The 21,772-nt window shown below is 69.8% G+C and carries 16 protein-coding genes and 1 pseudogene; 8 read left to right on the top strand and 9 right to left on the bottom strand.

The genetic code is table 11. The features are described from left to right. Positions 1–159 precede the first annotated feature (159 nt). Positions 160–1,389, bottom strand: coding sequence for an ROK family protein (locus tag ACFV3E_RS29820; protein WP_500537473.1), 1,230 nt, complete (start codon positions 1,387–1,389; stop codon positions 160–162). 286 nt (positions 1,390–1,675) lie between these two features. Beyond that, entirely contained in the window at positions 1,676–3,403 is a 1,728-nt protein-coding gene (locus tag ACFV3E_RS29815; RefSeq protein WP_500537472.1) for an FAD-binding protein, read from the bottom strand. A gap of 457 nt (positions 3,404–3,860) precedes the next feature. Between ACFV3E_RS29815 and ACFV3E_RS29810 the strand changes: the two genes are divergently transcribed. Together ACFV3E_RS29810 and ACFV3E_RS29805 are read left to right on the top strand one after the other, a co-directional pair. Beyond that, positions 3,861–6,677 carry a helix-turn-helix transcriptional regulator gene (locus ACFV3E_RS29810; RefSeq protein ID WP_500537471.1) on the top strand — a complete coding sequence of 939 codons (2,817 nt, stop codon included), beginning with the start codon at positions 3,861–3,863 and terminating at the stop codon, positions 6,675–6,677. Positions 6,678–6,806: 129 nt separating this feature from the next. Beyond that, positions 6,807–7,532, top strand: coding sequence for a sigma factor (locus tag ACFV3E_RS29805; RefSeq protein WP_500537470.1), 726 nt, complete (start codon positions 6,807–6,809; stop codon positions 7,530–7,532). Positions 7,533–7,675: 143 nt separating this feature from the next. Here ACFV3E_RS29805 and ACFV3E_RS29800 read toward each other — a convergent pair. Further along, positions 7,676–8,011: pseudogene (locus ACFV3E_RS29800) on the bottom strand (sugar phosphate isomerase/epimerase and 4-hydroxyphenylpyruvate domain-containing protein); the annotation flags it as partial. Here ACFV3E_RS29800 and ACFV3E_RS29795 point away from each other — a divergent pair. Continuing rightward, a complete protein-coding gene (locus tag ACFV3E_RS29795) occupies positions 8,009–8,263 on the top strand; it encodes a DUF4333 domain-containing protein (protein WP_500537532.1) in 255 nt (84 codons plus the stop codon). The pseudogene ACFV3E_RS29800 and the gene ACFV3E_RS29795 sit on opposite strands and share 3 nt — an antisense overlap. 461 nt (positions 8,264–8,724) lie before the next feature. Here the strand turns inward: ACFV3E_RS29795 and ACFV3E_RS29790 are convergent, their stop codons facing one another. Together ACFV3E_RS29790 and ACFV3E_RS29785 are read right to left on the bottom strand one after the other, a co-directional pair. Further along, positions 8,725–9,447 carry a cation efflux transmembrane domain-containing protein gene (locus tag ACFV3E_RS29790; protein ID WP_500537469.1) on the bottom strand — a complete coding sequence of 241 codons (723 nt, stop codon included), beginning with the start codon at positions 9,445–9,447 and terminating at the stop codon, positions 8,725–8,727. Positions 9,448–9,449: 2 nt separating this feature from the next. Next, positions 9,450–9,785: an ArsR/SmtB family transcription factor gene (locus ACFV3E_RS29785; protein ID WP_500537468.1), complete on the bottom strand. Its 336-nt coding sequence runs from the start codon at positions 9,783–9,785 to the stop codon at positions 9,450–9,452. A 415-nt stretch (positions 9,786–10,200) separates the two neighbouring features. Between ACFV3E_RS29785 and ACFV3E_RS29780 the strand changes: the two genes are divergently transcribed. Together ACFV3E_RS29780 and ACFV3E_RS29775 are read left to right on the top strand one after the other, a co-directional pair. Further along, positions 10,201–12,930: a glycosyl hydrolase family 95 catalytic domain-containing protein gene (locus ACFV3E_RS29780; RefSeq protein ID WP_500537467.1), complete on the top strand. Its 2,730-nt coding sequence runs from the start codon at positions 10,201–10,203 to the stop codon at positions 12,928–12,930. Between the two features lie 150 nt (positions 12,931–13,080). Continuing rightward, the gene (locus ACFV3E_RS29775; protein WP_500537466.1) at positions 13,081–13,506 is read left to right on the top strand and encodes a VOC family protein; all 426 of its coding nucleotides are present in this window, start codon (positions 13,081–13,083) and stop codon (positions 13,504–13,506) included. A gap of 33 nt (positions 13,507–13,539) precedes the next feature. On the opposite strand, the gene ACFV3E_RS29770 is transcribed toward ACFV3E_RS29775, so the two are convergent. Genes ACFV3E_RS29770 through ACFV3E_RS29760 form a run of 3 tightly spaced genes read right to left on the bottom strand, consistent with a single transcriptional unit; the run spans position 13,540 to position 17,473 of the window. Next, on the bottom strand, positions 13,540–14,334 hold the full coding sequence (locus tag ACFV3E_RS29770) for a ferritin-like domain-containing protein (RefSeq protein ID WP_500537465.1): 795 nt from the start codon (positions 14,332–14,334) through the stop codon (positions 13,540–13,542). Beyond that, on the bottom strand, positions 14,334–16,646 hold the full coding sequence (locus tag ACFV3E_RS29765) for an SDR family oxidoreductase (protein WP_500537531.1): 2,313 nt from the start codon (positions 16,644–16,646) through the stop codon (positions 14,334–14,336). The genes ACFV3E_RS29770 and ACFV3E_RS29765 overlap by 1 nt, the downstream gene beginning before the upstream one ends. Further along, the gene (locus ACFV3E_RS29760) at positions 16,646–17,473 is read right to left on the bottom strand and encodes a hypothetical protein (RefSeq protein ID WP_500537464.1); all 828 of its coding nucleotides are present in this window, start codon (positions 17,471–17,473) and stop codon (positions 16,646–16,648) included. Before ACFV3E_RS29760 ends, ACFV3E_RS29765 begins: the two co-directional genes overlap by 1 nt. 330 nt (positions 17,474–17,803) lie before the next feature. Here ACFV3E_RS29760 and ACFV3E_RS29755 point away from each other — a divergent pair, with 330 nt between their 5' ends. The 3 genes from ACFV3E_RS29755 (at position 17,804) to ACFV3E_RS29745 (ending at position 21,178) form a co-directional block, all read left to right on the top strand. Then, complete coding sequence (locus ACFV3E_RS29755; RefSeq protein ID WP_500537463.1) at positions 17,804–18,718, top strand: SDR family NAD(P)-dependent oxidoreductase; 915 nt, start codon at positions 17,804–17,806, stop codon at positions 18,716–18,718. 144 nt (positions 18,719–18,862) lie between these two features. Next, positions 18,863–19,465: a lysophospholipid acyltransferase family protein gene (locus ACFV3E_RS29750; protein WP_500537462.1), complete on the top strand. Its 603-nt coding sequence runs from the start codon at positions 18,863–18,865 to the stop codon at positions 19,463–19,465. A gap of 12 nt (positions 19,466–19,477) precedes the next feature. After that, positions 19,478–21,178: an FAD-binding oxidoreductase gene (locus ACFV3E_RS29745; RefSeq protein WP_500537461.1), complete on the top strand. Its 1,701-nt coding sequence runs from the start codon at positions 19,478–19,480 to the stop codon at positions 21,176–21,178. 95 nt (positions 21,179–21,273) lie between these two features. Here ACFV3E_RS29745 and ACFV3E_RS29740 read toward each other — a convergent pair whose 3' ends face one another. Further along, positions 21,274–21,702 (bottom strand): cupin domain-containing protein, encoded by a 429-nt coding sequence (locus tag ACFV3E_RS29740; RefSeq protein WP_500537460.1) that lies wholly within the window; start codon positions 21,700–21,702, stop codon positions 21,274–21,276. Positions 21,703–21,772: the final 70 nt, after the last annotated feature.

Raw genomic sequence — 21,772 nt, 5'->3', positions numbered from 1 at the left:
GGCGCGGCGCGCGGGCGGGGCCCCCCCCCCGGTGTGCCACCCCCGCGGGCGGCCGGGCCCCCCCCCCCCCCCCAACACCGGGGAAAAGTCCTGCGCGCTGCTCATGCACAGGATGCTCCTGGCCACGCGCGACCCCTGTCAACATTCGGAGTTTCTGAATTAAGTCCGCCCCGGTGACGCGCCCAGCGGATCGCGGTAGAGCACGTCGAGAGCCACCGAACCGCCCGCCACGGCCAGCACCGAGTCCGGGAAACTGGTCGGCACGACCACCGCCCCCCTCTCCGGCCCCACCGCCTCACGCAGCGCACCGAGGCAGTCCTCCCGGTACATCACCCCGACCTCGGTGACCACGACCGTGTCCGGATTGAGCACGTCGAGCAGCAGCCGGGCCGCCCGACCGACCATCCGGGCGCGCTCCATCAGCAGCCGTACGGCCGCCTGGTCGCCGTCGGCCGCGGCGTCCACCACGTGCATCGGATTCGCGGTGCGGATGACACCCCGCTCGCGCGCCCGGCGGCACAGCGTCCGCTCGCTCAACTCGACCTGAAGGCACCCGGTACGGCCGCAGCCGCACGGCTCCGTGCCGCCCTCCACCGGCAGATGGGCGATCGCCCCGGCCTGCGAGCGGGGGCCGTGGTGCACCTCGTGGCCGGTGGCGAAGGCCGCGTCCACCACATTGCCCACGAACAGGTGCAGCAGGCTCCGGGCGCCCCGCACCTGCCCGAACAGCCGTTCCCCGTTGACCAACGCCCGTGCGTGCCCGTCCACATGGACCGGCAGGCCGGTGCGCACGCCGATCGCCTCCCGGACGGCCACGTCACGCCACCCCAGCAGCCCGTGCTCCACGATGGTCCCGCACTCCCGGTCCACCCAGCCCCCGGCCGCCACGCCGACGCCCAGCGGGGTACGGTCGCCGGCCTCCTTCAGCAGCGCACCGAGCCCGTCCGCGGCGTTCGCCAGGACCCGGCCCGGCTCAATGCCGTCGCCGTGACTCAGCCGCCGCTCGGCGAGCACCCGCCCGCGCAGGTCCAGAAGCGCGACGGTGGTGTAGGGCACCGCCACGTGCACCCCGCCGACCACGAACCGGGAGGCGTCCAGATCGACGGGTATGTGCGGGCGCCCGACCCCCTTCGACCGCCGGGGCACGGCAGCCTCCCGGATCAGACCGAGAGCCCCCAACTGGGCGCAATGATCGGTCACCGAGGCCGGGGACAGGCCGGTCAGGGCCGCGATGGTGCTCCGCGCGACCGGCCCGTGCTCCAGCACGGACCGCAGGACGACACTGGCGCTTCTCCTGCGCCTGGCGCCGTCCGAGGCCCGGCCGGCCACCGCGGGGGCCGGGGGAGAGGGAAGAGCGACCTGGGGAATGGGTACCGCTGAGCGAGGCATGGGGAACTTCCTCGGGAACTGGTCCGACACTGCGCCGTCTGCGTCTCGGCGGGCCGGATTCGCTCCGGCCGCCTCAGCTGCGGCGACAGGTGGCCGTGCCCTGGCGTCGCAGGTCGACATAGCGACGCGACGCGAAGTTCTCAGCCTGGGCGACCATGGCTCGAAGCTAGCAAATGAGGCCGCCGCTGCCCAGATGCCGCAGATTCGGGCGGCCAACGGCGGAGAACAACCGGTCGGTCGGCGCGGTGACGCGGTCCGGGGAGCGGAACCCGCCGGGCTCAGACCCCTAGTCGAGCGCCTTGCCGTCGGCTGACACGTCCTGCATCAACTCCGCGATGTCGGTGGGGATGGGCGGTACGGTTTCGCGGCGCACCCCGGTCTCCGGCGACCACACCAGGTTGACCGTCAGGTCCGGGTCGAGGTCGGGGTAATCGGACCGGTTGTGGCAGCCCCGTGTCTCCCTCCGCTCCAAAGCGCACTCCAGTGTCGCGCGAGCGGCGAGAACGGTGGACCGGAGGTTGAAGGCGAACGCGAGGTCCTGGAAGCCGCTGATGTCGACGTGCACACCCACGTCCGCCATTCGCGTCTCGATCTCGTCGAGTCCGGCGAGTCCGGCGGCGAGTCCGGCCTCGTCCCGTACGACGCCGGCGTGCTTGGTCATCAGGTGCCGCACCGACCGTTGCAGCCCGCGGACGTTCTGGTCGCCGTCCGCGGCCAGAAGCCGGTTCACCTCTGCCTCCGCGGCACGAATCGCTCCCAGCGACCGGTGCTGGCCGGCGAGCTCGGCCGAGTACTCTGCCGCGGCCCGGCCGGCGATCCGGCCGTAGACGAGTAGTTCGATCAGCGGGTTTCCCTCCAACCGGTTAGCGCCGTGCAGACCACTGGCGGCCTCCCCGATCACGAAGAGCCCGTTGACGTCGGTGCTGTGGTCCTCAGGCCGAACCCAGACACCGCCCATCGAGTAGTGAGCGGTCGGTGCGACCTCGATCGGATCCCGGGTGACGTCCATCTGCAGGTCCAGCAGGGTCCGGTGCACCCGCGGCAGCCGCGTCAGGACCGTCTCGCGCGGCAGGTGGGACAGGTCGAGCCACACACCGCCGGCCTGGGTTCCGCGGCCCTCCTTGATCTCGGTGTAGGACGCCAGCGCGACCCGGTCCCTGCTGGAGAGCTCCATCCGCTCGGGGTCATAGCGCGCCATGAACCGCTCACCGAGGTTGTTGAGCAGGACCCCGCCCTCGCCGCGCGCAGCATCGCTGACGAGCGTGCCGGCCGCGTTCTCCGGATTGACCAGCCCGGAGGGGTGGAACTGCACCAGTTCGGCGTCACGCAGCCGGGCACCGGCCTCGACGGCCAGGCGCAAGGAGTCGCCGGTGTTCTCGTCGCGACGCGACGACGCACGCCGCCAGATGCGCGTGTACCCTCCGGTCGCAAGGATCACGGCGTCGGCATGCACGACGTAGCGCGAGCCGTCGACGAGGTCGAATCCATAGGCACCGAACACCGTCCCGTCGTCGACCAGCAGTCGGGTGACGTACAGGTTCGACAGGATGGGAATGGCGAGCCGGTTCGCGCGTTCGCGGAGCACTCGCTGCAGCTCCGCGCCGGGGGAGTGGCCGGCGAGTGCGGTGCGTCGGTACGCGGGGGCGCCGAAGTGGTGCTGAGCTATCCGGCCGTCGCCATGGCGGTCGAAACGCATGCCGTAGCGCTCCAAGTCGTGGACTCCCCGCGCGGCGTGGCGGGTCACGACCAGCACGGTGCGTGGGTCGGCCAGCGAGTGGCTCTCCCGCAACGTGTCAGCCGCATGCTGCTCCCACGTGCCGGCGGGATCGGCGGTGGCCAGCGCCGCGTTGACACCACCGGATGCCAGGACGGTGTGGGCATCGTCGGCCGCGCGCTTGCCCACCGCGATGACCGCGACACCGGCCTCGGCGACTTCGATGGCCGCTCGAAGGCCTGACCCACCGGTCCCCACCACGAGAACGGACGTCGCGAGTTGGTGTCCGGGCGATGACATGGAACCTCCTGGGACAGCGGACGGACGATAGGCAGTGCCTGACCCGACAGCGGCGCCGTCCGTGACAGCCCCGGGAAATTTTTCACTGTGGAGTAAGTCACACGCTTGGGGATCCCCAGCCGGGCATGACGACGCCGTGATGGTGATGCGGCGTATCGCCGAGGCGGAGCGGTCCCACCGTCGTCAGGTCCGCCGGATCCTGTGCCGTCCGAAGGCGTACACCGGCGCCGCATGCGGTTTCTGGACGTATCCGCACGACCGCATTTCGCGCTAAGGGACCCGGATCACCGGCCTCAGGCGTGGCCCGCTCCAGGCCTACGCGTTCGGCACACCATCCCACTCTTCACAATAGTGTGACACGAAGTGTGAAAGTGGCGGTCGCCCCAGGTATGGTTTCGACGGTCGTCCCGGCAACCGTCGTGGGAGCCGTCCCAGGAACCTCTAGGAGCCGCACCGCATGACCGCCAGCCCGCTTCCCGTCCTGGTTGGCAGGCATCGCGAGTGTGCGGCAATCGACGACCTGCTGGTCGGACTGCGCAAAGGTGAGTCCCGCGTATGGGTGATCCGTGGCGAAGCGGGCATCGGAAAGTCAGTGCTCCTGGAGTACGCGGCCACCCAGGCGTCACGGGTCACGGTGACCCGGGCGCGGGGCATCGAAGCCGACATGGAACTGCCCTACGCCAGCCTGCACCAGCTGTGTGCGCCGTTCCTGACCGAGGTCGAAGCGTTGCCGGGACCCCAGCGCGATGCCCTCCGCGTCGCATTCGGGATGGCGGCCGGGGACCCGCCCGACCGCTTCCTGGTCGGCCTCGCCGTGCTGACTCTCTTCACCCGGGCCTCGGAGACCCGACCCGTGCTCGTCGTGGTCGACGACGCCCAGTGGCTGGACCAGGTCTCCCTGCAGACACTGGAGTTCGTGGCCCGGCGCCTTCTCGCCGAGGCGGTCGCGATGGCGTTCGCCGTACGCGACCCCGAGGGGCGGGCCGCACTGGTCGGTCTGCCCGAGATGCGGATCGGCGGTCTCGACGCCGCCGCGGCGGGAGAGCTCCTCGAGGCCGCCGTCGGTGGGCGGCTGGAGAAGCGGGTCCGGGACCGGTTCGTGGCCGAGATGCACGGCAACCCACTCGCGCTGCTCGAGTTCTCCCGCGGCCGTAGCGCCGCCGATCTGGCCTACGGGCTGGACTCGAGTTCCCCAAGTGTCCCAGGTGCGGTGTCGAGCCGGATCGAACGGGACTTCGCCAGCCGGCTCGGTTCGCTGCCGGCGCAGACCCGGACGCTGCTGCTGATCGCCGCGGCGGAACCGGTCGGTGACGCGCGCCTGCTGGTCCGCGCAGCCGCCTCTTTGAAGATCACTCCCGATGCCGCACCGGCCAAGGCGGCCGGCCTGATCGAGTTCGGTGAGTCCGTCCGGTTTCGGCACCCGCTGGTCCGTTCGGCGGTCTACCACCAGGCCGACCCCGAAGAACGCCGCGCGGTGCACCGGGCGCTGGCCGCGGCCACGGACCCGGTCCTGGATCCCGACCGGCGCGCCTGGCATGCCGCGCAGGCCGTCGACGGGCCGGACGAGGAGGTCGCCGCAGGCCTGGAGCAGGCAGCCGGCCGAGCGCGGCAGCGCGGCGGCATGGCGGCCGAGGCGGTGCTGCTCGAGCGCGCGGCCGAGGTGACGCCGGACCCTTGGTCCCGGGGACGGCGCGCTCTCGCGGCCGCCGAGGCGCACTTCTCGGCCGCTTCCCCTGACCGCGCCACGGAGCAGGCGACGCTGGCCGAATTGAGTCCCCTCAGCCCCTTGGACCGCGCCCGCTTGGCGCGCCTGCGCGCCAGGATCCTCTTCGCCCGCAGCCGCAGCGACGAAGCGGCACCGCTGCTCCTCGACGCCGCCGCGCAGTTCACCGCTGCCGGATCGCCTCTCGCGGGGGAGACCTACCTCGAGGCGATCAGCGCGACCATCTTCGCAGGCAGGGTCCACGGTCCGGCAGGTGCCCAGGCTGCGGCGATCGCGGCCCGCGGGTCCGGGGCGCCCCCTTCGGGCTCCAACGCCGCCGACCTGCTCCTGGACGGTGTGGCCACCTTCCTCGCAGACGACCACCAGGCCGGTGGCCGGGCACTGCGCCGCGCGCTGGAGCCTCTCGCCCACGAGGACGTCAGCACCCGGGAGGCGACAATGCGTTGGCTCCTCCTGGCCCCGGTCGCGCTGGAGGCGTTCATCCACTACGCCTGGGACCTGGGTGCGTGGGACACGCTGTCGACTCGCGCGGTGCGCCTGGCTCGCGACATCGGAGCGCTCGGCGCGCTGCCCCCGGCACTGATCTACGCCGGCGGGGTGCACATCCACACCGGCGAATTCGCCGAGGCGGAGCGGATGATCGACGAAGCCGACGCGATCGCCGCCGCGACCGGCCACGCCCCGCACAAGTACGCGACGCTTGTCCTGGCCGCGTGGCGGGGCGACGAGGACGTTGCCGCCCCCTTCATCGAAGAGGCCAAGGAGAGCGCCACGCAACGTGGCGAGGTGTCGCTCCTGGGCGTCACGGGCTACATCCAAGGCGTGCTGTTCAACGGCCTGGCACGCTACGACCAGGCCCTGGTGGCCGCTCGTTCGGGCATCGAGCACGACGGGTTCAACTTCACCGGCCTGTCGCTGGTCGAACACGTCGAGGCCGCCACCCGGTGCGGCGAGCTCGGCCAGGCCCGGGCCTCGCTCGCCCGGCTGGTCGACCTCACCCGCGCCGCCGATTCCGGCTGGGCCCGTGGCGTCACCGCGCGCAGCCAAGCTCTCCTCACCGACGGCGACGAGGCCGACGGCCTGTACCGGACCGCGATAGAGGAACTCGGCCGCGACCGCGTGGTCGTGGCCGTGGAGGTGGCACGCACCCACCTGCTGTACGGCGAGTGGCTGCGCCGGAACCGTCGCCGTTCGCTGGCCCGGGAGCACCTTCGCACGGCCCACCAGATGTTCGACGGAATGGGGGCGAAGGCGTTCGCCGAGCGAGCCCGCCGCGAGCTGCTCGCCACCGGCGAGCACGTCCGGGTGAGGGAATCCCAGCCGGAGAGCGCCCTGACCCCGCAGGAGTCGCAGATCGCGACCCTCGCCGCCGCCGGCATGACGAACCCGAAGATCGGTGCGGAGCTGTTCATCAGCCCGCACACCGTGGAGTGGCACCTGCGGAAGGTGTACACGAAGCTCGGGATCAGCTCACGCCGTGCGCTGCCAGGCGCCTTCACGAAGGCCCCGGCCACGGACACCAAGGGCGCGGGCACGGTGCGATCCGGCTGAGATCCGGTGCGGGACCCCCGGGATCCCCACGGACTCGACCACGGACTTCCAGGGCGCGGTGAGCGGGCCTGCGAACCGAGGGTGGAGGCATCGCCCTCGATGGGCGCTGTCCACGAAGAGGAGTCCTCAATGTCCGCGCCCAGCCTGGAGACGACCACGCCGACCGAACCCCCGGTCGCCCGGTCGGCCCCGGACGACCTGGACGACCTGGACGTCGCACTCGACATTTACCTGGCCCAGCGGACGCGACTGTTTCGTCTTGCCTACCACGTTCTCGGCGACGTCTCAGGAGCCGAAGACGTGGTCCAGGAGATATGGCTGCGCTGGCAGCGCACCCAGCGCACGAAGATCGAGAATCCGGCCGCGTTCCTGACCGCGGCCACGACCCGTCTGGCGATCAACGTCATCCAGTCCGCACGACACCGCCATGAAACCCCGACCGAGTGGCAGTTGGTCGACCGCGTCGACCGGGCCGCCCAGGATCCCCTGCTGCGTGCCGAGCAAGCCGCGGCGATCAAGGAGGCCTTGGCCCTGCTCATGGCGAAGCTGACGCCGGACGCACTGGCCGCCTACGTGCTGCGCAAGGGCTTCGACTACACCTACGCCGAGCTTGCGGGGGTGCTCCGGACCAACGCCCCGAACGCACGGCAACTGGTCCACCGCGCGCAGGCCCGCCTGCGGAGTGACCGCGAGCGGCCGGTCCCCACCGACTCACACCGTCGCCTCGTCGCCGCCTTCCAGACCGCGGCTGTCACCGGCGACCTCGAAGATCTCACGCAGCTGCTCGCCCCCGACGGCCATGTGCACCGCTTGCCGTCGCCTGGGTCGCCTCGTCTGGGCCACCGGCCGGGCTGAAGGCGCTCCGGTGGGAACCAGCTGATCACAGCCGTGTCGCCTGCCGGCGTCCGACAGCCTTCGTCTCCTCACGGGTCTGGCACCAGGCCACCCACAGAGATTCGTACTCTCCCCCATGTGCAGGCAGTGCGCAGTCGTCGGAGTCAGCTCGCGGGCAGATGGCGGCCCGCGTGTTGCGCGGCGAGGCGCATGGGGGCGTTGGGAGCGCCGTAGCCGCGGTAGGCGTCGCGTTGGACGATCTCGAAGAAGACGCGTCCCACCGTTTCGGTGTAGCAGTGCAGGAAGGTGCCGTTTGCGTCGCGGTCGTAGAGGATGCCCAGTTCGCGGTGGGTCGCCAGTTCGTCGGGGGAGAGGCCGAAGCGGGCCGTGAGGTCGTCGTAGTAGTTCGCGGGCACGGCCTGGAGGCGGCCGCCCGCAGTGCGGATGTGGTGGGCGGTGGCGAGCAGGTCGTCCGTGCCGAGGGCGATGTGCTGGGCATGGTGACCTCGAGCCCCATCTCCGTCGAACCACCGCGCGTGCTGGATCAGACAGCGCTGGAGAAGCGGCTGGCGGGTGAAGTCGGCGGCCTGAAGAAGGACAACTCGGGGGATTACGTGGCCTGCCCTCTGTCCGTCGTGGTCAAGGAAGGCACCAAGTTCGACTGCCGTGTCTACGGAGACACCAACCCTGAGACGGTGTACGTCGAGATCACCAGTGATCAAGGAGACGTCTCAGTGTCGTCCAACGGCTAGCAGAGGCCGCGTAGCGGAATCGGCCCGCCACCGCCCTCGCCTTCGCTTGAGCCCTGCAGCGCGCAAAGCGCCCGCCTCCACCGCTGGGACGGGCGCTTCGATGCGCCGGGCCCGCTCCGTGCCGGGCCGATGGCGCGCAGCACGACCGATCACCGTGCTGGCGCGGACTGCCCTGTCATGCAGCCTGCGCCAGCTGAGACCGGACGGCCCGCCGATGTGTGACAACCGGCCGTGAAAGCAGGCGATCTGACGGCGATTTCATCATCTGGGGCCCTATCCGACGCTCACTGCTTCCGGGGAGAACCGTGAGGCCGTGCACCCGCCTGCGCGAGGCCGTCGAGAGCGCGGTCCCGCTGTCCGCCCACGACACGTTCGACGAGCCGAGCGCAACCTGTACCTGAGTACCGGTTACAAGGGACGAAGGGGTTGCGTGCTCAACCCGGCACACGCTGCGGGGGAAGTCAGTTGCAGCAGTCGCAGCCGGGGCGGCAGCCGCACGCGTCCGGCTCGACTGCGCCCGGCCGGAGAGCCCCGGCGGCGGTGGGCGGGCAGCATCCCTTGCCCTGCCAGGCGTCGCGGCCTTCCTTGACGGCGATGGCGGCGATGACGAGGGCGGCGATCGGGTCGGCCCAGGACCAGCCGAGGGTGGCGTTGAGGACCAGGCCGGCCAGGAGCACCGCGGACAGGTAGGTGCACAACAGGGTCTGCTTGGAGTCGGCGACCGCCGAGGCGGAGCCGAGTTCGCGACCGGCGCGACGTTGGGCGGCGGACAGGAACGGCATGACGGCCAGGGACAGGGCGGCGATGACGATGCCGGGGATGGAGCGTTCGGCTTCGCCGGTGCCGGTCAGGGCGCGGACGGCGTCGATGGTGACGTATGCGGCGAGCGCGAAGAAGGAGACGGCGATGATCCGCAGGGTGGTCTTCTCGCGTGCCTCACGTGCGGCGTGGTCGCGGGCGGAGAACTGCCAGGCGACCGCGGCGGCGGAGGACACCTCGATGATCGAGTCCAGGCCGAAGCCGACCAGGGCGGTGGAGGAGGCCAGGGTGCCGGCGGTGAGGGCGACGATCGCCTCGATGACGTTGTAGGTGATGGTCGCGGTGACCAGCAGCCGTATCCGGCGGGTGAGCGCGTCCCGGCGGGCCGGGCTGGGGCCGGGCGTGAGGGATGTCGGGATGGTCATGGTCAGCAGCACCCCTTGGCGTCGGCGTCCGCGCAGGTGCGGTCGGTCTCGACGGCGACCACGGCGGTGCGCAGATCATCGAGCGCGTGGCCGAGGCGTTCGTCGGCGAGCTCGTAGCGGATGCGGCGCCCGTCCGGCACGGTGACGACCAGGCCGCAGTCGCGCAGGCACGCCAGGTGGTTCGACAACCGGGTGCGGGAGACGCTCAGGGCATCGGCGAGGGCGGCCGGGTAGGCGGGGGCCAGGCGGAGCGCGAGCAGGATGCGGCAGCGGATCGGGTCGGCGAGCGCGCGGCCGAATCGGGCCAGCACTTCTATGTCGGAGGCAACGGTCAGCACCTGTTGAGAGTACAAGGAATCCTGAATTCACGGAAACCTGAATCGTTGGCGACGCCCCGCCCGCCTTATCGGCCGACGTTTTGCGCTGAGTGTTGACCGACCAAGACATCCGATGTTCACTTCATTTGACGCGGCCATGCCGATGTCGTGCCGCACCCGTACGCCGTACCTCCGCTTGCCGTAGGCGCTTCGAAGGCGACCAGCCGTCGTGCACCTTGCTTTGGGTATTCGATTACATGTCCTGCTCGGCGCGCCGCTTCCCCGTGCCCTCATGCGGCACGGGAAGCGAGTGCGCCGAAGAGGTAGTCCCGGCCAAGTCATCCGATCAATGGAGCTCCACGTCGACCGGTCTCACTCCAGCCCCGCGCTGTCCGGCACCGGTCGTCGCCCCCATGACCAGCAGGGAGGGCAATCGATGAGACTGCGCAGACTCGTGCGAGCCGCGCTCGCAGCCGTCTGCATCATGACCGCGACCGCCGTCGGCCTCTCGGCCCCGGCTGCTGCGGCACCGACGGACGCCGCGTTCGACTCCGCCACCGGAGCCCTGAACGTGGATCGCGCCGCCTACCTGTCCAAGCACGACCTCGTCTACAACCGGCCCACCACCAACCCGCTGCACGGGTTAACCGTCGGCAACGGCCGTACGGGTGCGATGGCCTGGCAGAGCAACGGGCTGACCATGCAGGTGTCCGGTGTGGACACCTCGCAGCAGACGGCGTTCGGCGCGGGACTGCTCAACCTGTCCACGACCCCGGCGCTCGAGAGCGGCTACAGCACCTATCAGCAACGCCTGTCGCTCTACGACGGCACCCTGACCACCACGTACGACGCCAATCGCACGGTGACGGTGATGGGCGTACCCAATTCCGAGGTCATGGGCGTGCACGTCGAGGACTCGCGCTCCGGGGTCTCCGCGGTCAACCTCGACCTGAGCCTGTGGGACACCTCCCAGCTGGGCAACAGCGGAGACGTGCCCGACCTCAACACCTGGAAGACGGTCTCGACGTACGCCGACTCCACGGGCGCCGGACTCAGCCGCGGCCAGTCCGACGCGCAGAACTTCGGCTACACCCTGGCGGCCACCGTGGAGGGAGCGGCCTACAACGCACGGGTCGTCGACGGCCGGACCGTCCGGCTCTCGATCACCCCGTCACGCAGCTACACCGTCTGGTTCACCGCGAGCAGCCGGCTCAACGCGCCCTCCCACGACTCGGTGACCGAGGCGAAGCGCGCGCTGGCGTCGGCCAAGAGCCGCGGCTACAGCGCGACGCTCGGCGACTTCCGGTCCTGGTGGCACGACTTCTGGGGCAAGTCGTTCGTGCAGTACTCGGGGCTGTCCGGGGACGCGGACTACCTGGAGAACGTCTACTACCTGAGCACGTACATGATCGCTGCCGGTGGATACGGCACCAATCCGTTCCACTTCATCAACGGCGTGTTCCGGGCCACCGGTGACCAGACCAAGTGGAGCAACGCCTACTGGTTCTGGAACCAGCGCGACGTCTACAACTCCTTCCTCGCCTCCAACCACGTCGACCTGCTGGCCGGCTTCAACCGCCTCTACAGCCGGAACGCGGCCGCGCTGAAGGCGTACACCCGGACCCGCTACAACGTGGACGGGCTGTGGGTGCCGGAGACCATGGGCTGGGACGGCAACGCCCGGGGCACCGTCAACAGCGACTTCACGAAGAACATCTGGTCGACGGGCACCGAGGCCGCGTACAACATGTACCTCCAGTACGCGTACACCAACGACGCCGCCTACCTGCGGAACACCGCCTATCCCTTCATGCGGGACGTGGTGAAGTTCTACGCGGCGAAGCTGTCCTACGACTCCGCCTCCGGCACGTACTACGTCGCGAGTTCGCACGCGCACGAGACGTACTGGAACGTGCCGAACGCGATCACCGACCTCGCGGCGGTGCGCACCCTGTTCCCCCTCGCGATCCGCGCGTCCCAGTCCCTGGGTCTGGACGCCGACCTGCGGCCGCAGTGGCAGCGGATCGTGGACAACCTGATCGCCTACCCCTCCACCGCGGACGCCTACCTGCCGCACACCCCGCCGCTCGCACAGACCCGCAACGGGGAGAACGTCGCGGCCGAGATCATCTGGCCCTACGACCGGACCGGCATCGGCTACCCGGACCAGCAGAAGGCCGTGAACATCTTCAACGCACGTCCCTTCCCGTACGGCAACGTCTGGGCCAACGACGCCGTGCAGGCGGCCCGGTTGGGGCTGGGCGACCAGGCGTACCAGGGCATGAAGACGATGCTCCGCAAGTACCAGACCTATCCCAACGGAATGACCGACAACACCAACGGCGTCTTCGAATACCTCGGGGTGCACCTGGCCGCCCTCAACGAGTCGCTGCTCCAGTCCTACAACGACAAGATCCGGGTCTTCCCCGCGGCGCCGAGCGACTCCTCGTTCACGGGACGATTCACCCTGCTGGCCAAGGGCGGATTCACGGTCAGTTCGGAGCGTGAGGCCGGCGAGGTGAAGTACATCGGCATCAAGAGCCTGTACGGCAACACCACGCGCATCGTGAACCCGTGGGGGAGCCAGCAGGTGAGGGTCCGCGACGTCTCCGGCGGCACGACCGTGCTCACCACGAGCGCCGCCGAGTTCGACCTCCCCACGGTCGCCGGAAGGGTGTACGTGGTGGAGCGCACCGCCAAGCCGCTGTCCTCCTACACCCCCGTACGCCTCACCGGATCCGCGAACCAGGGGGAGAAGGCCCTGAGCGGCACCACCTCCACCCTGGGCATGGCCCAGACCCCCAACCCCATGGTCAACAACACCCAGTTGACCTACGACAGCAACTGGTACGCGACCAGCGGGCGAGGCTACGGCGACTACAACGACGACACCCACCACAGCACGACGGTGAACGCCGTGGCCCAGTACACCTTCACCGGTACGGGAGTCGCCTACATCTCCGAACGCAACGGCGACATGGGACCGGTCGACGTCTATCTCGACGGCGCCCTCCAGGCGACGGTGGACCTGCGCGTCTCCGGCGCGCGGCAGGTGCAGCAGACCGTCTGGCAGCGCAGCGGCCTGACCCGGGGAACGCACACCATCCGCATCGTCAACGGCAGCACCTCGGTGGGGATGGTGGACGCCCTGCGCATCACACCGTAGGACGCCCGTGGACCGAGGGCCGGACGCGCCCCCGGTCGGGTTCCATGGGCTCGGCTGATGTCCGGCCGGGCCCATGGAACCGCAGGGAGCGTCCTGGAATCGCCGACGTCCGCTGATGCGTCCGCCGGGCGCCGCCGGTACGGTCGCCCCATGTCGGCCTTCCGGACGCCTCAAGTGATTCTGTTCAGTGATGATCTCCCGCGGGCCGTTGCCTTCTACGTCCGGCTGGGATTCACCGAGACGTTCCGCGTGCCCACGGAGGGCGAGCCGATTCACGTCGACCTCATGCTGGACGGATACAAGATCGGCATCGCCTCCGCTGCTTCCACCCGCGATGACCACGGCCTGGACCCGCTCGTCCACGGCCAGCGCGCGGCCGTCATCCTCTGGACGGACGATACGACCGCGGCCTACGACGCTCTCGTCGCGGACGGAGCACCCGCCCTCGCGCCCCCGCATGCCTGGCTCGATCGGCTGCTGATCGCCTGGACAGCCGACCCCGACGGCAACCCCATACAGATCGTGCAGTCCATGGCGCGACCGGCCGCAGGTCAGAACCCGGACGGGCCTTCTTGATGCAGCGCCGCCTGGGGCGTGGCGTCCGCGGACTCAGGCGGCGATGCCGCGCTTGTCCATGGAGTCCTCGACTATGCGCAGCCCTTCCAAGCCCGGCAGCTTCGCGATGTGCGAGTCGACGTCGCGGACGAGTCGGCGGCCCTCGGCGCCTGCGAAGAGGTGGGTCATGACGTGTGTGACCTCGCTTTCGGGCATGACGCCCGAGCCGACCGGGCCCCAGGCCTTCTCGAGCGCGAACCTGGCGACCACACGGGCCTTCTTGCTCGCCGCGAGCCGGTCACGGGCCTGCGAGGCGTAGAACGCGACGTGCTTCGTCTCCTGCTGCGCGATCCGCTTCAGCAGCGGCACCAGAACCGGGTGGCTCTCCAGCGCCGCGAGCCGGTGGTACGCGGCGTGCGCCGACCACTCGTTCGCCGCGCCCCACGCCATGTGCACCGCGACGAAGTCATGTCCGATGAGGCGGCTCATCGCCGTCTGCTTCACCGTCCCCAAGCGGTCCTTCCAGCCGAGCTTCAGGCGGGTCGCCTTGAGCTCGTCGAAGTCGACGCGGACGCCGTGGCGCTCCAGCACGGCCGCGAGCGCTTCGCCGTGCCAGAACTCCTCGCGGTTCCACATCGTCATGAAAGTGCCCACCGCGGGCTCGTTGTGGGACGGGGTCGTCAGCAGATCACGCATGTAGCAGACCGTGTGGTACTCGATGTCGCACATGTAGCGCAGCGTGCGCAGCGTCCCCTCGGGGAGCGGGTCGCGCTCGAACTTGTCGAAGTCGAGGTCGGACCACTGCACCGCGGTGGAGTTCTTCGCGTACTTGTCCATGTCGAAAGCCATCAGGCACTCTCCTCTTCGGTCCGCGCCGGAATCGTCACCCGTGCGGCGATGACCTCGCCGCGCACACCCGAACCGCCGCTCTTCCAGCGGTGGATGTCCCAGTTCCTCTTGTGCGACTCGCGCGCCAGTTCGGCGTCGGGGTTGATCGCCGAAGGCTTGCCCAGCAGGGACAGCCACGCCAGGTCGGAGTGGCTGTCGCCGTAGCCGTAGGAGGCGGCGAGGTCGTAGCCGCCCTCCTCGGCGTACCGCAGAAGCCATGCGGCCCTCGCCTCGTCGACGAGCGGCGGCTTCGCGAGGTAGCCGGTGAGCACACCGTCCTTCGCGTGCATGGAGCTTCCGACGACCTCGTCGAACAGGCCGGCGAGCGGAGCGGCGAGCAGGCCGATGGAGCCGGTCACCAGGACGGTGCGGTGACCCGCCGCACGGTGCTCGCGGATGCGTGCCAGGGCGTCCGCGCTCGTGTGCCGCAGCATCGTGTCGGCGTAGCCGCGCCGCACGACCTCCTCCAGACGAGCGACGGGCAGGCCGCGGTAGCGGCGCAGGAACGCACGGATGAACTCGCCGCGGTCGCGCTTCTCGGCGCGGAGGTAGCCGGGCAGCGAGGCGAGCAGGTCCGCGACCTCCTTCGGCCAGGCCGCCTTGCGGAAGCCCGAGGTACGCACCCAGAGGTACTGCTCGACGATGTTGGAGTCGACGACGGTCCGTTCGAGGTCGAAGACGGCGAGCACGTCGGTACGCTCCGGCAGCGCGGGTCTCGGGCGGGCGCTCTCCGGCCGGGCGGCCGCGGCCTTCCGGCGACGGTGGGCCGCTGTCAGCTCGCTCAGGGAGGGGAGGTGCACCTTCTGCAGGTACTCCTCCCAGTCGATCCGCTCCACATCGAAGCCACGGTCCTCGCGCACCTCGGCCGGAAGGGCGTTGTTCAGCGCGCGGGCGTTGCGGTCGTCGAAGATGATCTCGGTCTGCACATAGGCGCGGTAGAGGTCGGTGAAGTTGCTCAGGGTGGCGATGCCGGCGCGCAGCTTGGCGTTCTGGGCCGTGAGGGCGCGCTTGCGCTCGTCGTTCGGCATCAGCCGCAGACCGGCGTCCCACAGGTCGGCCTTCTTCTTCGCCAGCAGAAGGCGTCGGTTGAACTTGCGCTCGCCCGCGAACTTCCAGGTCGGCACCTTGACGAAACCGTCGTCCTTGGGCAGCGGGTGCTGCAGGTAGTAGTCGCGTACGTTCTCGTACATGCGGTGGAACGGCAGCGGATTCGACGCGCCCGAGGCGATGTGGAAGTACTCCGGCTGGTCGACGGGGGTCGGGTTGGCCGCCGCGGCGAGGATGGCGTTGACGACGAAGTCGACGGGGATGACGTCGAGGATCGAGTCGGGCAGCCCCGGGAAGTCAGGGAGCTGGCCGCGGCCGTAGGCGAAGATCAGCGGATCGGCGACCTTGAAGCCGTCGATCCAGCCGGGGAACGGATGCTCCAGGGCGCTCTCGATGATCGCGGGCCGGACCACCGAGAGCCGGTGTCCGGCCTCGCCCCACAGGTCTTCCGCGGCACGTTCCGCGAGTGCCTTCGTCAGTGTGTAGACGTCGGTCCACCCCAGGCTCTGGGCGCGCCGCCGGCCGGCGTCGACGAGGTGGGAACGCACCCACTCGCGCCGGGCGTCCTCGCTCGCGCGGGCCGCCGCGATCGGGCCCTCCTTGCCGTGGTCGCCGCGGGCGCGGGACATGAACCGCTCGAGCCGCGCCGGTTCCCGTGAGGTGAGCTCGGTGCGCTCGTGGGCCTGTGTCGCAGAGCGCCACTCGGCGCGCCAGTCGACGTCGTGCTCGAGCCTGGCCTCGGGCACCACACCGCGGCGGAGTCCCCCGACGTAGCAGGTCGACACATGGACGACGTGCGGGTCCGATCCGGAGGCGATCAGGGCCTGGTAGAGGCTCACGGCACCGTTGACGTTCGTGTCGAACGCCTCGTGGATGGGCGGGTCGAACGAGACGGTCGATGCCGAGTGGATCACGACGTCAAGGTCGGAAGGCAGCTGGGGAATGCTGGTCATACTGCCGTCGAGCACGGTGATCCGCTCACGGACGATGCGTTCGGCCTCTTCGGCCCCCACGGCGTCCCGCCAGCGCCCGAACACGGGTTTGCGCAGCAGCCGCCGGAGCCGGTCCTGCCCGGTCTGTGTGCCCTTCCCGCGCACGAGGAGCGAGATGTGGGTGGCGGGGTGATCGGCGAGCAGCCGCTCGAGGACGGCTTGCCCGACGAAGCCGGTCGCGCCGGTGAGCAGGACGTGCGCGTTGCCGAGTTCGGTCTTCGCGCTGTGCGGCATCACGGAAGGAGCCTCGATTCCACGGTGGATGCGACACCGGGACCGATGCCGGGGAGCGCGGCGAGCATCGCGCGGATCCGGCCCGCCTCGGCCCTTCCGCGCTGGTCGCCGAAGACATGGCGTTCGAAGAAGGTGCGCTCGTGCCGGGAGCGATCGACCGAGCCGAGGGGCCAGGCGGAGTGCCGGAGGGCGCGACGGGTGATGCGCTGGGCGCGGACCGAGCGTCCGAGCCGCAGTTCCGCTTCCTCGGCGAGGAAGCGGATGTGGCGCTGCTTGATCTCCACGATGGGGTCGATGATCGACGCCATGGCGGGCGACACACCGGCCAGACGCCGGTGGGCCGCTTGTGTGATCCATTCGTCCACGAGGCTCGTCGTCACGTGTTCGGCGACGATCTGCGTGCCGGTGATGTTGGCGATGAGGGAGCGACGGATCGGGCCACGGCGCTCGCGCCGCTCCGCCAGTACCCACCGTGCCCGTCCGGCGCTCGAAGGGAGGCCGCGGCCGGCAGGGGAGGCATCCAGGACGGCGTCGAGGGCGTCGGCGATCCAGAATCGCTCGAACATCCACGTGGTGAGGAACGCGGTGACCCGGGCGTCCTTGTGCGTCGCCGTCACGAGGAGGTCGCGCACGCGGGGCAGCGTCGCACGTTCCATGTCGCGCAGTGCGCGAACGAGCCGGACGGATTCGGCGTCGAGCGGCTCTTCGGCGAGCGACCCGAGGTCGAGCCTTCCGCGGTGGCTGCCGTGTGCCGTGCGGGCGAACTCACGCATGTCGAAGCCCGCTGTCCCGGGCGGCGCGGTCGTCGCCTCGTCGTTTGAGTTCATGCGCGGGCTTTCTGGGGCCGGAGGAGGGGGCAACTCTGTAGCGGCCCCGGGACGTGCGAAAGGCTGTCGGGGGCTATGACGTCCGACCGGGAACCATGCGTATGTGTGACACGTGGTGTGGTTCCGCTTGCAGGCGGCTGGTGCGGCCGCAGGGATGATTCAGGGCAAATCATCAGATCGTAACGGATGACTGCTTGCCCGGTGTCGATGATCGGTGGGCGGTGACGCAGGGATCCTGCGGCCCTCTGAGTCCGCATGAGCATGTGCGGAAAGTTCGTGTCACACGGTTGATGCGTGCCCGGTCGTACGTAATGAGCCGGGAAAAGAAGGGTGCGTCAGGCGCGAGGAGTCAGCCATCGGCTGCTGCCGTGCCCGACGGCGCGGACCCGCTCGCCACCCATGGGAAAGCTACGAGCGGGGAGTTCGGATGCCGAGCAGATGGCATGGGAAACCGTGCTGAGCCCGACGGGAGTCGCACTTGTCACCGGTGCGACGTCGGGCATCGGAGCGGCGTTCGCGCGCGCTCTGGCAGACCGCGGATGGGACCTCGTCCTGGTGGCGCGCGACAGGGAGCGGCTCGGCCGGATGGCAGTCGAGCTGGAATCCCGGGGCCGTGCCGTCGAGGTGCTGCCCGCCGACCTGTCCGGTCGCGCCGACGTCGAACGTGTCGTCGCCCGGCTGGAGGACCCCGCCCGTCCGGTGGACATGCTCGTGAACAACGCCGGTTTTGGCGTGCACGCATCGATCACCTCGGCCGACACCGCGCCGCACGACCGGGCGATCGAGGTCATGGGACGCGCGGTGCTGGTGCTCGCCGGAGCCGCCGGGCGGGCCATGCGCGAACGCGGACACGGTGCGATCGTCAATGTGTCGAGCACGGCCGGATTCGTCACGATGGGGAGCTATTCGGCCGTCAAGGCCTTCGTGACCTCGCTCACCGAGGGCCTGGCGAACGAACTGCACGGAACGGGCGTCACCGTGACGGCGCTCTGTCCCGGCTGGGTCCGCACGGAATTCCACGCCCGGGCCGGAATCCGGGCATCGAGCATTCCGGACTTCCTCTGGCTCGACGCCGATCGACTCGTGGAGACGAGTCTGCGCGACGTGCGGCGCGGACGGGTGATCTCCCTGCCGAGCCTCCGGTACCGGCTGCTCATCTGGTTCACACGTCATCTTCCGCGCCACACCGTGCGGTGGATCTCGCGACGGATCTCGTCCAGCCGCAACGACAGTCCCACCCACTGAAAGAAGCAGTGCGGGCGAGCCCGCACCGGAAGGAAGCGGATGCCCGCGACGATGCGCGACCGTTTCACCTCACGCTCTCACGCCGCGGCGCGTTTCGTCGCGCAGCGGGGGCTGCTGAAGCCCGTCGTGTGGAGTGTGACCAGCGTGACGGTACTTGGGCGCGAGTGCCTGGAAAGGGTCGAGGACGCCTATGTGGTCGTCGCCAACCACACGTCCCACCTCGACACGCCACTCATCATGGGTGCGCTGCCCCGCCGATTGGCGCGTTACCTCGCGGTGGGCGCCGCCGCAGACTACTTCTTCGACGTGTGGCGGCGGCGCGGTCTCACGGCTCTCTTCTTCAACGCCTTCCCGGTCGACCGCACCGGAGCGAGCGCGCGCAGAGTGAGCGCCAGGGCTCTGCTGAACCGGGGAGTGCCGCTCCTGATCTTCCCCGAGGGCACCCGCTCGCGCGACGGATCGCTGGGGGCGTTCAAGCCCGGGGCGGCGGCGCTCGCCTCGTCGGCCGAGGTGCCGGTGCTCCCCGTCGCGGTCATCGGGGCGTACGCGGCGCACCCCCGCGGATCGAATTGGCCGAAACCGGGCCGCCTGCCGGTCGGGGTGGTCTTCGGCGAACCGCTCACGGCCCTTCCCGGGGAGTCGGTGGACGAGTTCACCGCACGCATCCGCTCGGCGATCGTCAGCCTGACCGAGGAGAACTCCGACCGGATCCTCGGCGCCCATGCCACCTCACGTCGTCCTATCTGAAGGAGACCGTCCGTGACCGAACCCACCTCCCGCACCGACGCAATGAGCATCGGCGATGTGAGGCACATGAAGTGGTGGGGCTGGGGCGTGGAAGGCGTCGGCTTCCATCACGAGGACAAACCCGGTTTCGCGCCGTTCGTGCACAAGGCCGTCGGTCTCGATCTCCGGGCGGGCGAGCGCACCGAACAGCCCGACTTCTCGCAGTTGAAGGTGCCGGCCTCGACGGCGCCGGAGGAGTTCGTCGCAGTCCTGAGCGGGATCGTCGGGCCCGGGAACGCCGTCGTCGACGACCTGTCCCGGGTCGTCCACACGTACGGCAAGAGCTTGCGTGACCTGGTCCGCCTCCGAGCCGGTGAGATCGCGCGTACTCCCGACGTGGTCGTCTACCCGGCCGACGAGACGCAGGTGCAGAGCGTCGTCGACGCGGCCCTCGAGACGGACGCCGTGATCATTCCCTTCGGGGGCGGCAGCAACATCGCGGGCAGCCTCGAGCCGCACCCGGACGAGTCGCGGGTGGTCGTCTCGCTCGACCTCGGCCGCCTGGGCCGCGTGCTGGAGATCGACACCGACTCCGGCCTGGCGCGCATCCAAGCCGGGGCGCTGGGCCCTGATCTCGAGGCCCAACTCAACCGGCGCGGCTGGACGATGGGGCACTTCCCCGACTCGTTCACCCACTCCTCGGTCGGCGGGTGGGTCGCCACGCGCTCGTCCGGCATGCAGTCGGACAAGTACGGCGACATCGCGGACATCGTCAAGGGACTGCGTGTCGTGCGGGCCGGCGGGGTCCTCGTGATCCGTGCCGTTCCGAGCGCGTCGACCGGGCCGAGCGTGCGGGAGATGGTGGTGGGCTCGGAGGGGCGGCTCGGCGTCATCACCGAGGTCACGGTGCAGGTGCACCGGCTCCCCGAGAGGCGTGGCATCTACGCCTACTTCTTCAAGAACTTCGACCACGGCCTCGCCGCGATGCAGGAGATCGCCGAGAGCGACGCCTCGCCCTCGGTCACCCGTATCTCGGACGCGCACGAGACGGGCTTCTCGCTCGCGACGACCAAGGAGTCGAAGGGCGTCGCCAAGAAGGCGCAGGCCGGCCTCATGGCGTATCTCAAGCGGCGTGGTTGGGACCTCGACGAAATCTGTCTCTCATTCATCGGCTTCGAAGGAGGCACGGCGCACGCGAAGCGTCAGAAGTCGATCGTCGACCGGATCGTGCGCAAGCACCACGGCATCGGCGTCGGCAAGGGACCCGGTGCGCTCTACGACCAGAAGAAGTTCGACACGCCGTACATCCGGGACTTCCTGCTCGACCACGGTGCCGCCGGCGATGTGAGCGAGACCGCCGGTCCGTGGTCGAAGCTCCGTGGCATCCATGCGGCGGTCTACGACGCGGCCGACAGCGCCTACGAAAAGCTCGGCCGCAAGGGCTGGACGATGTGCCACATGTCGCACTCGTACCACTCCGGCGCCTGCCTCTACTTCACCTTCGCCTTCGTGTTCGGCGACGACCCGCTCGGCGAGTACGACACGGTCAAGCGCGCGATCCAGCAGGCGTTCGTCGACGCCGGCGGCACGATCTCGCACCACCACGGGGTGGGCCTGGAGCACGCGCCCTGGCTGGAGGAGGACATCTCGGCGCAGGGCGTCGCGGTCATGTCGGGCCTCTTCGACGCTGTGGACCCGGGTGGCAACTTCAACCCGCGCAAGATCGTGGTCTGAGCCCCGCGGTCCCTGCTGCCCGATCCCGGGGGAGCTGCTTACCAAGTGTCATGGCGCTGAAGCTCTTCGCGATCGCCGAACTGTCGTCCCGCGTGTCAGCCCGCGGCGGGGCGCGGAGCACGCAGATGGGCGCGCTGGGCCAGCTCATCCTCATCGACCACGGTGAGCATCGGCTGGCCCGGCGCGCAGAGCATGGTCACGAGGAATTCGGTTCGCTCGTCTTCCAGGGCATTGCCGTCCTGGTAGTGGATCACGTCCCCGCCCGGCTCCCAGAACGTCTCACCGGCCTTGATCACGCGCTCCGGCTCGCCCTCCAGCTCAAAACGCACCGCACCCTCGGTGACGTAGCCGAAAGCCGGTCCCGAGTGCCGGTGCGGAGGAGCGCCGGGGTCGCCGGGCTCCCGCCAGACGATGATGGTCATGGATGTGGCGCCCTCCGGGACGAAAGGCGGCTTGACGTCTTGCAGCGTCTTCAACTGCGACTTCCACAGCTCCGAGCGGGGCTGCTCATCGGTCCTGTCCACTGATGTCTCCTCCGACACGGTGCTGCACCTCCGTGTATCACCATGCGCCGCCCGTGCCACTGCGCGGCGG

This window comes from Streptomyces sp. NPDC059718, from assembly GCF_042733315.1.
In the GTDB taxonomy this organism is placed as follows: domain Bacteria; phylum Actinomycetota; class Actinomycetes; order Streptomycetales; family Streptomycetaceae; genus Actinacidiphila.
This window is presented reverse-complemented; position numbering and strand designations above follow the sequence as displayed.

Coding starts and splice junctions, on each gene's coding strand:
- ACFV3E_RS29820 (WP_500537473.1), bottom strand. CDS start 1,389: ATGCCTCGCTCAGCGGTACCCATTCCCCAGGTCGCTCTTCCCTCTCCC.
- ACFV3E_RS29815 (WP_500537472.1), bottom strand. CDS start 3,403: ATGTCATCGCCCGGACACCAACTCGCGACGTCCGTTCTCGTGGTGGGG.
- ACFV3E_RS29810 (WP_500537471.1), top strand. CDS start 3,861: ATGACCGCCAGCCCGCTTCCCGTCCTGGTTGGCAGGCATCGCGAGTGT.
- ACFV3E_RS29805 (WP_500537470.1), top strand. CDS start 6,807: ATGTCCGCGCCCAGCCTGGAGACGACCACGCCGACCGAACCCCCGGTC.
- ACFV3E_RS29795 (WP_500537532.1), top strand. CDS start 8,009: ATGGTGACCTCGAGCCCCATCTCCGTCGAACCACCGCGCGTGCTGGAT.
- ACFV3E_RS29790 (WP_500537469.1), bottom strand. CDS start 9,447: ATGACCATCCCGACATCCCTCACGCCCGGCCCCAGCCCGGCCCGCCGG.
- ACFV3E_RS29780 (WP_500537467.1), top strand. CDS start 10,201: ATGAGACTGCGCAGACTCGTGCGAGCCGCGCTCGCAGCCGTCTGCATC.
- ACFV3E_RS29775 (WP_500537466.1), top strand. CDS start 13,081: ATGTCGGCCTTCCGGACGCCTCAAGTGATTCTGTTCAGTGATGATCTC.
- ACFV3E_RS29770 (WP_500537465.1), bottom strand. CDS start 14,334: ATGGCTTTCGACATGGACAAGTACGCGAAGAACTCCACCGCGGTGCAG.
- ACFV3E_RS29765 (WP_500537531.1), bottom strand. CDS start 16,646: ATGCCGCACAGCGCGAAGACCGAACTCGGCAACGCGCACGTCCTGCTC.
- ACFV3E_RS29760 (WP_500537464.1), bottom strand. CDS start 17,473: ATGAACTCAAACGACGAGGCGACGACCGCGCCGCCCGGGACAGCGGGC.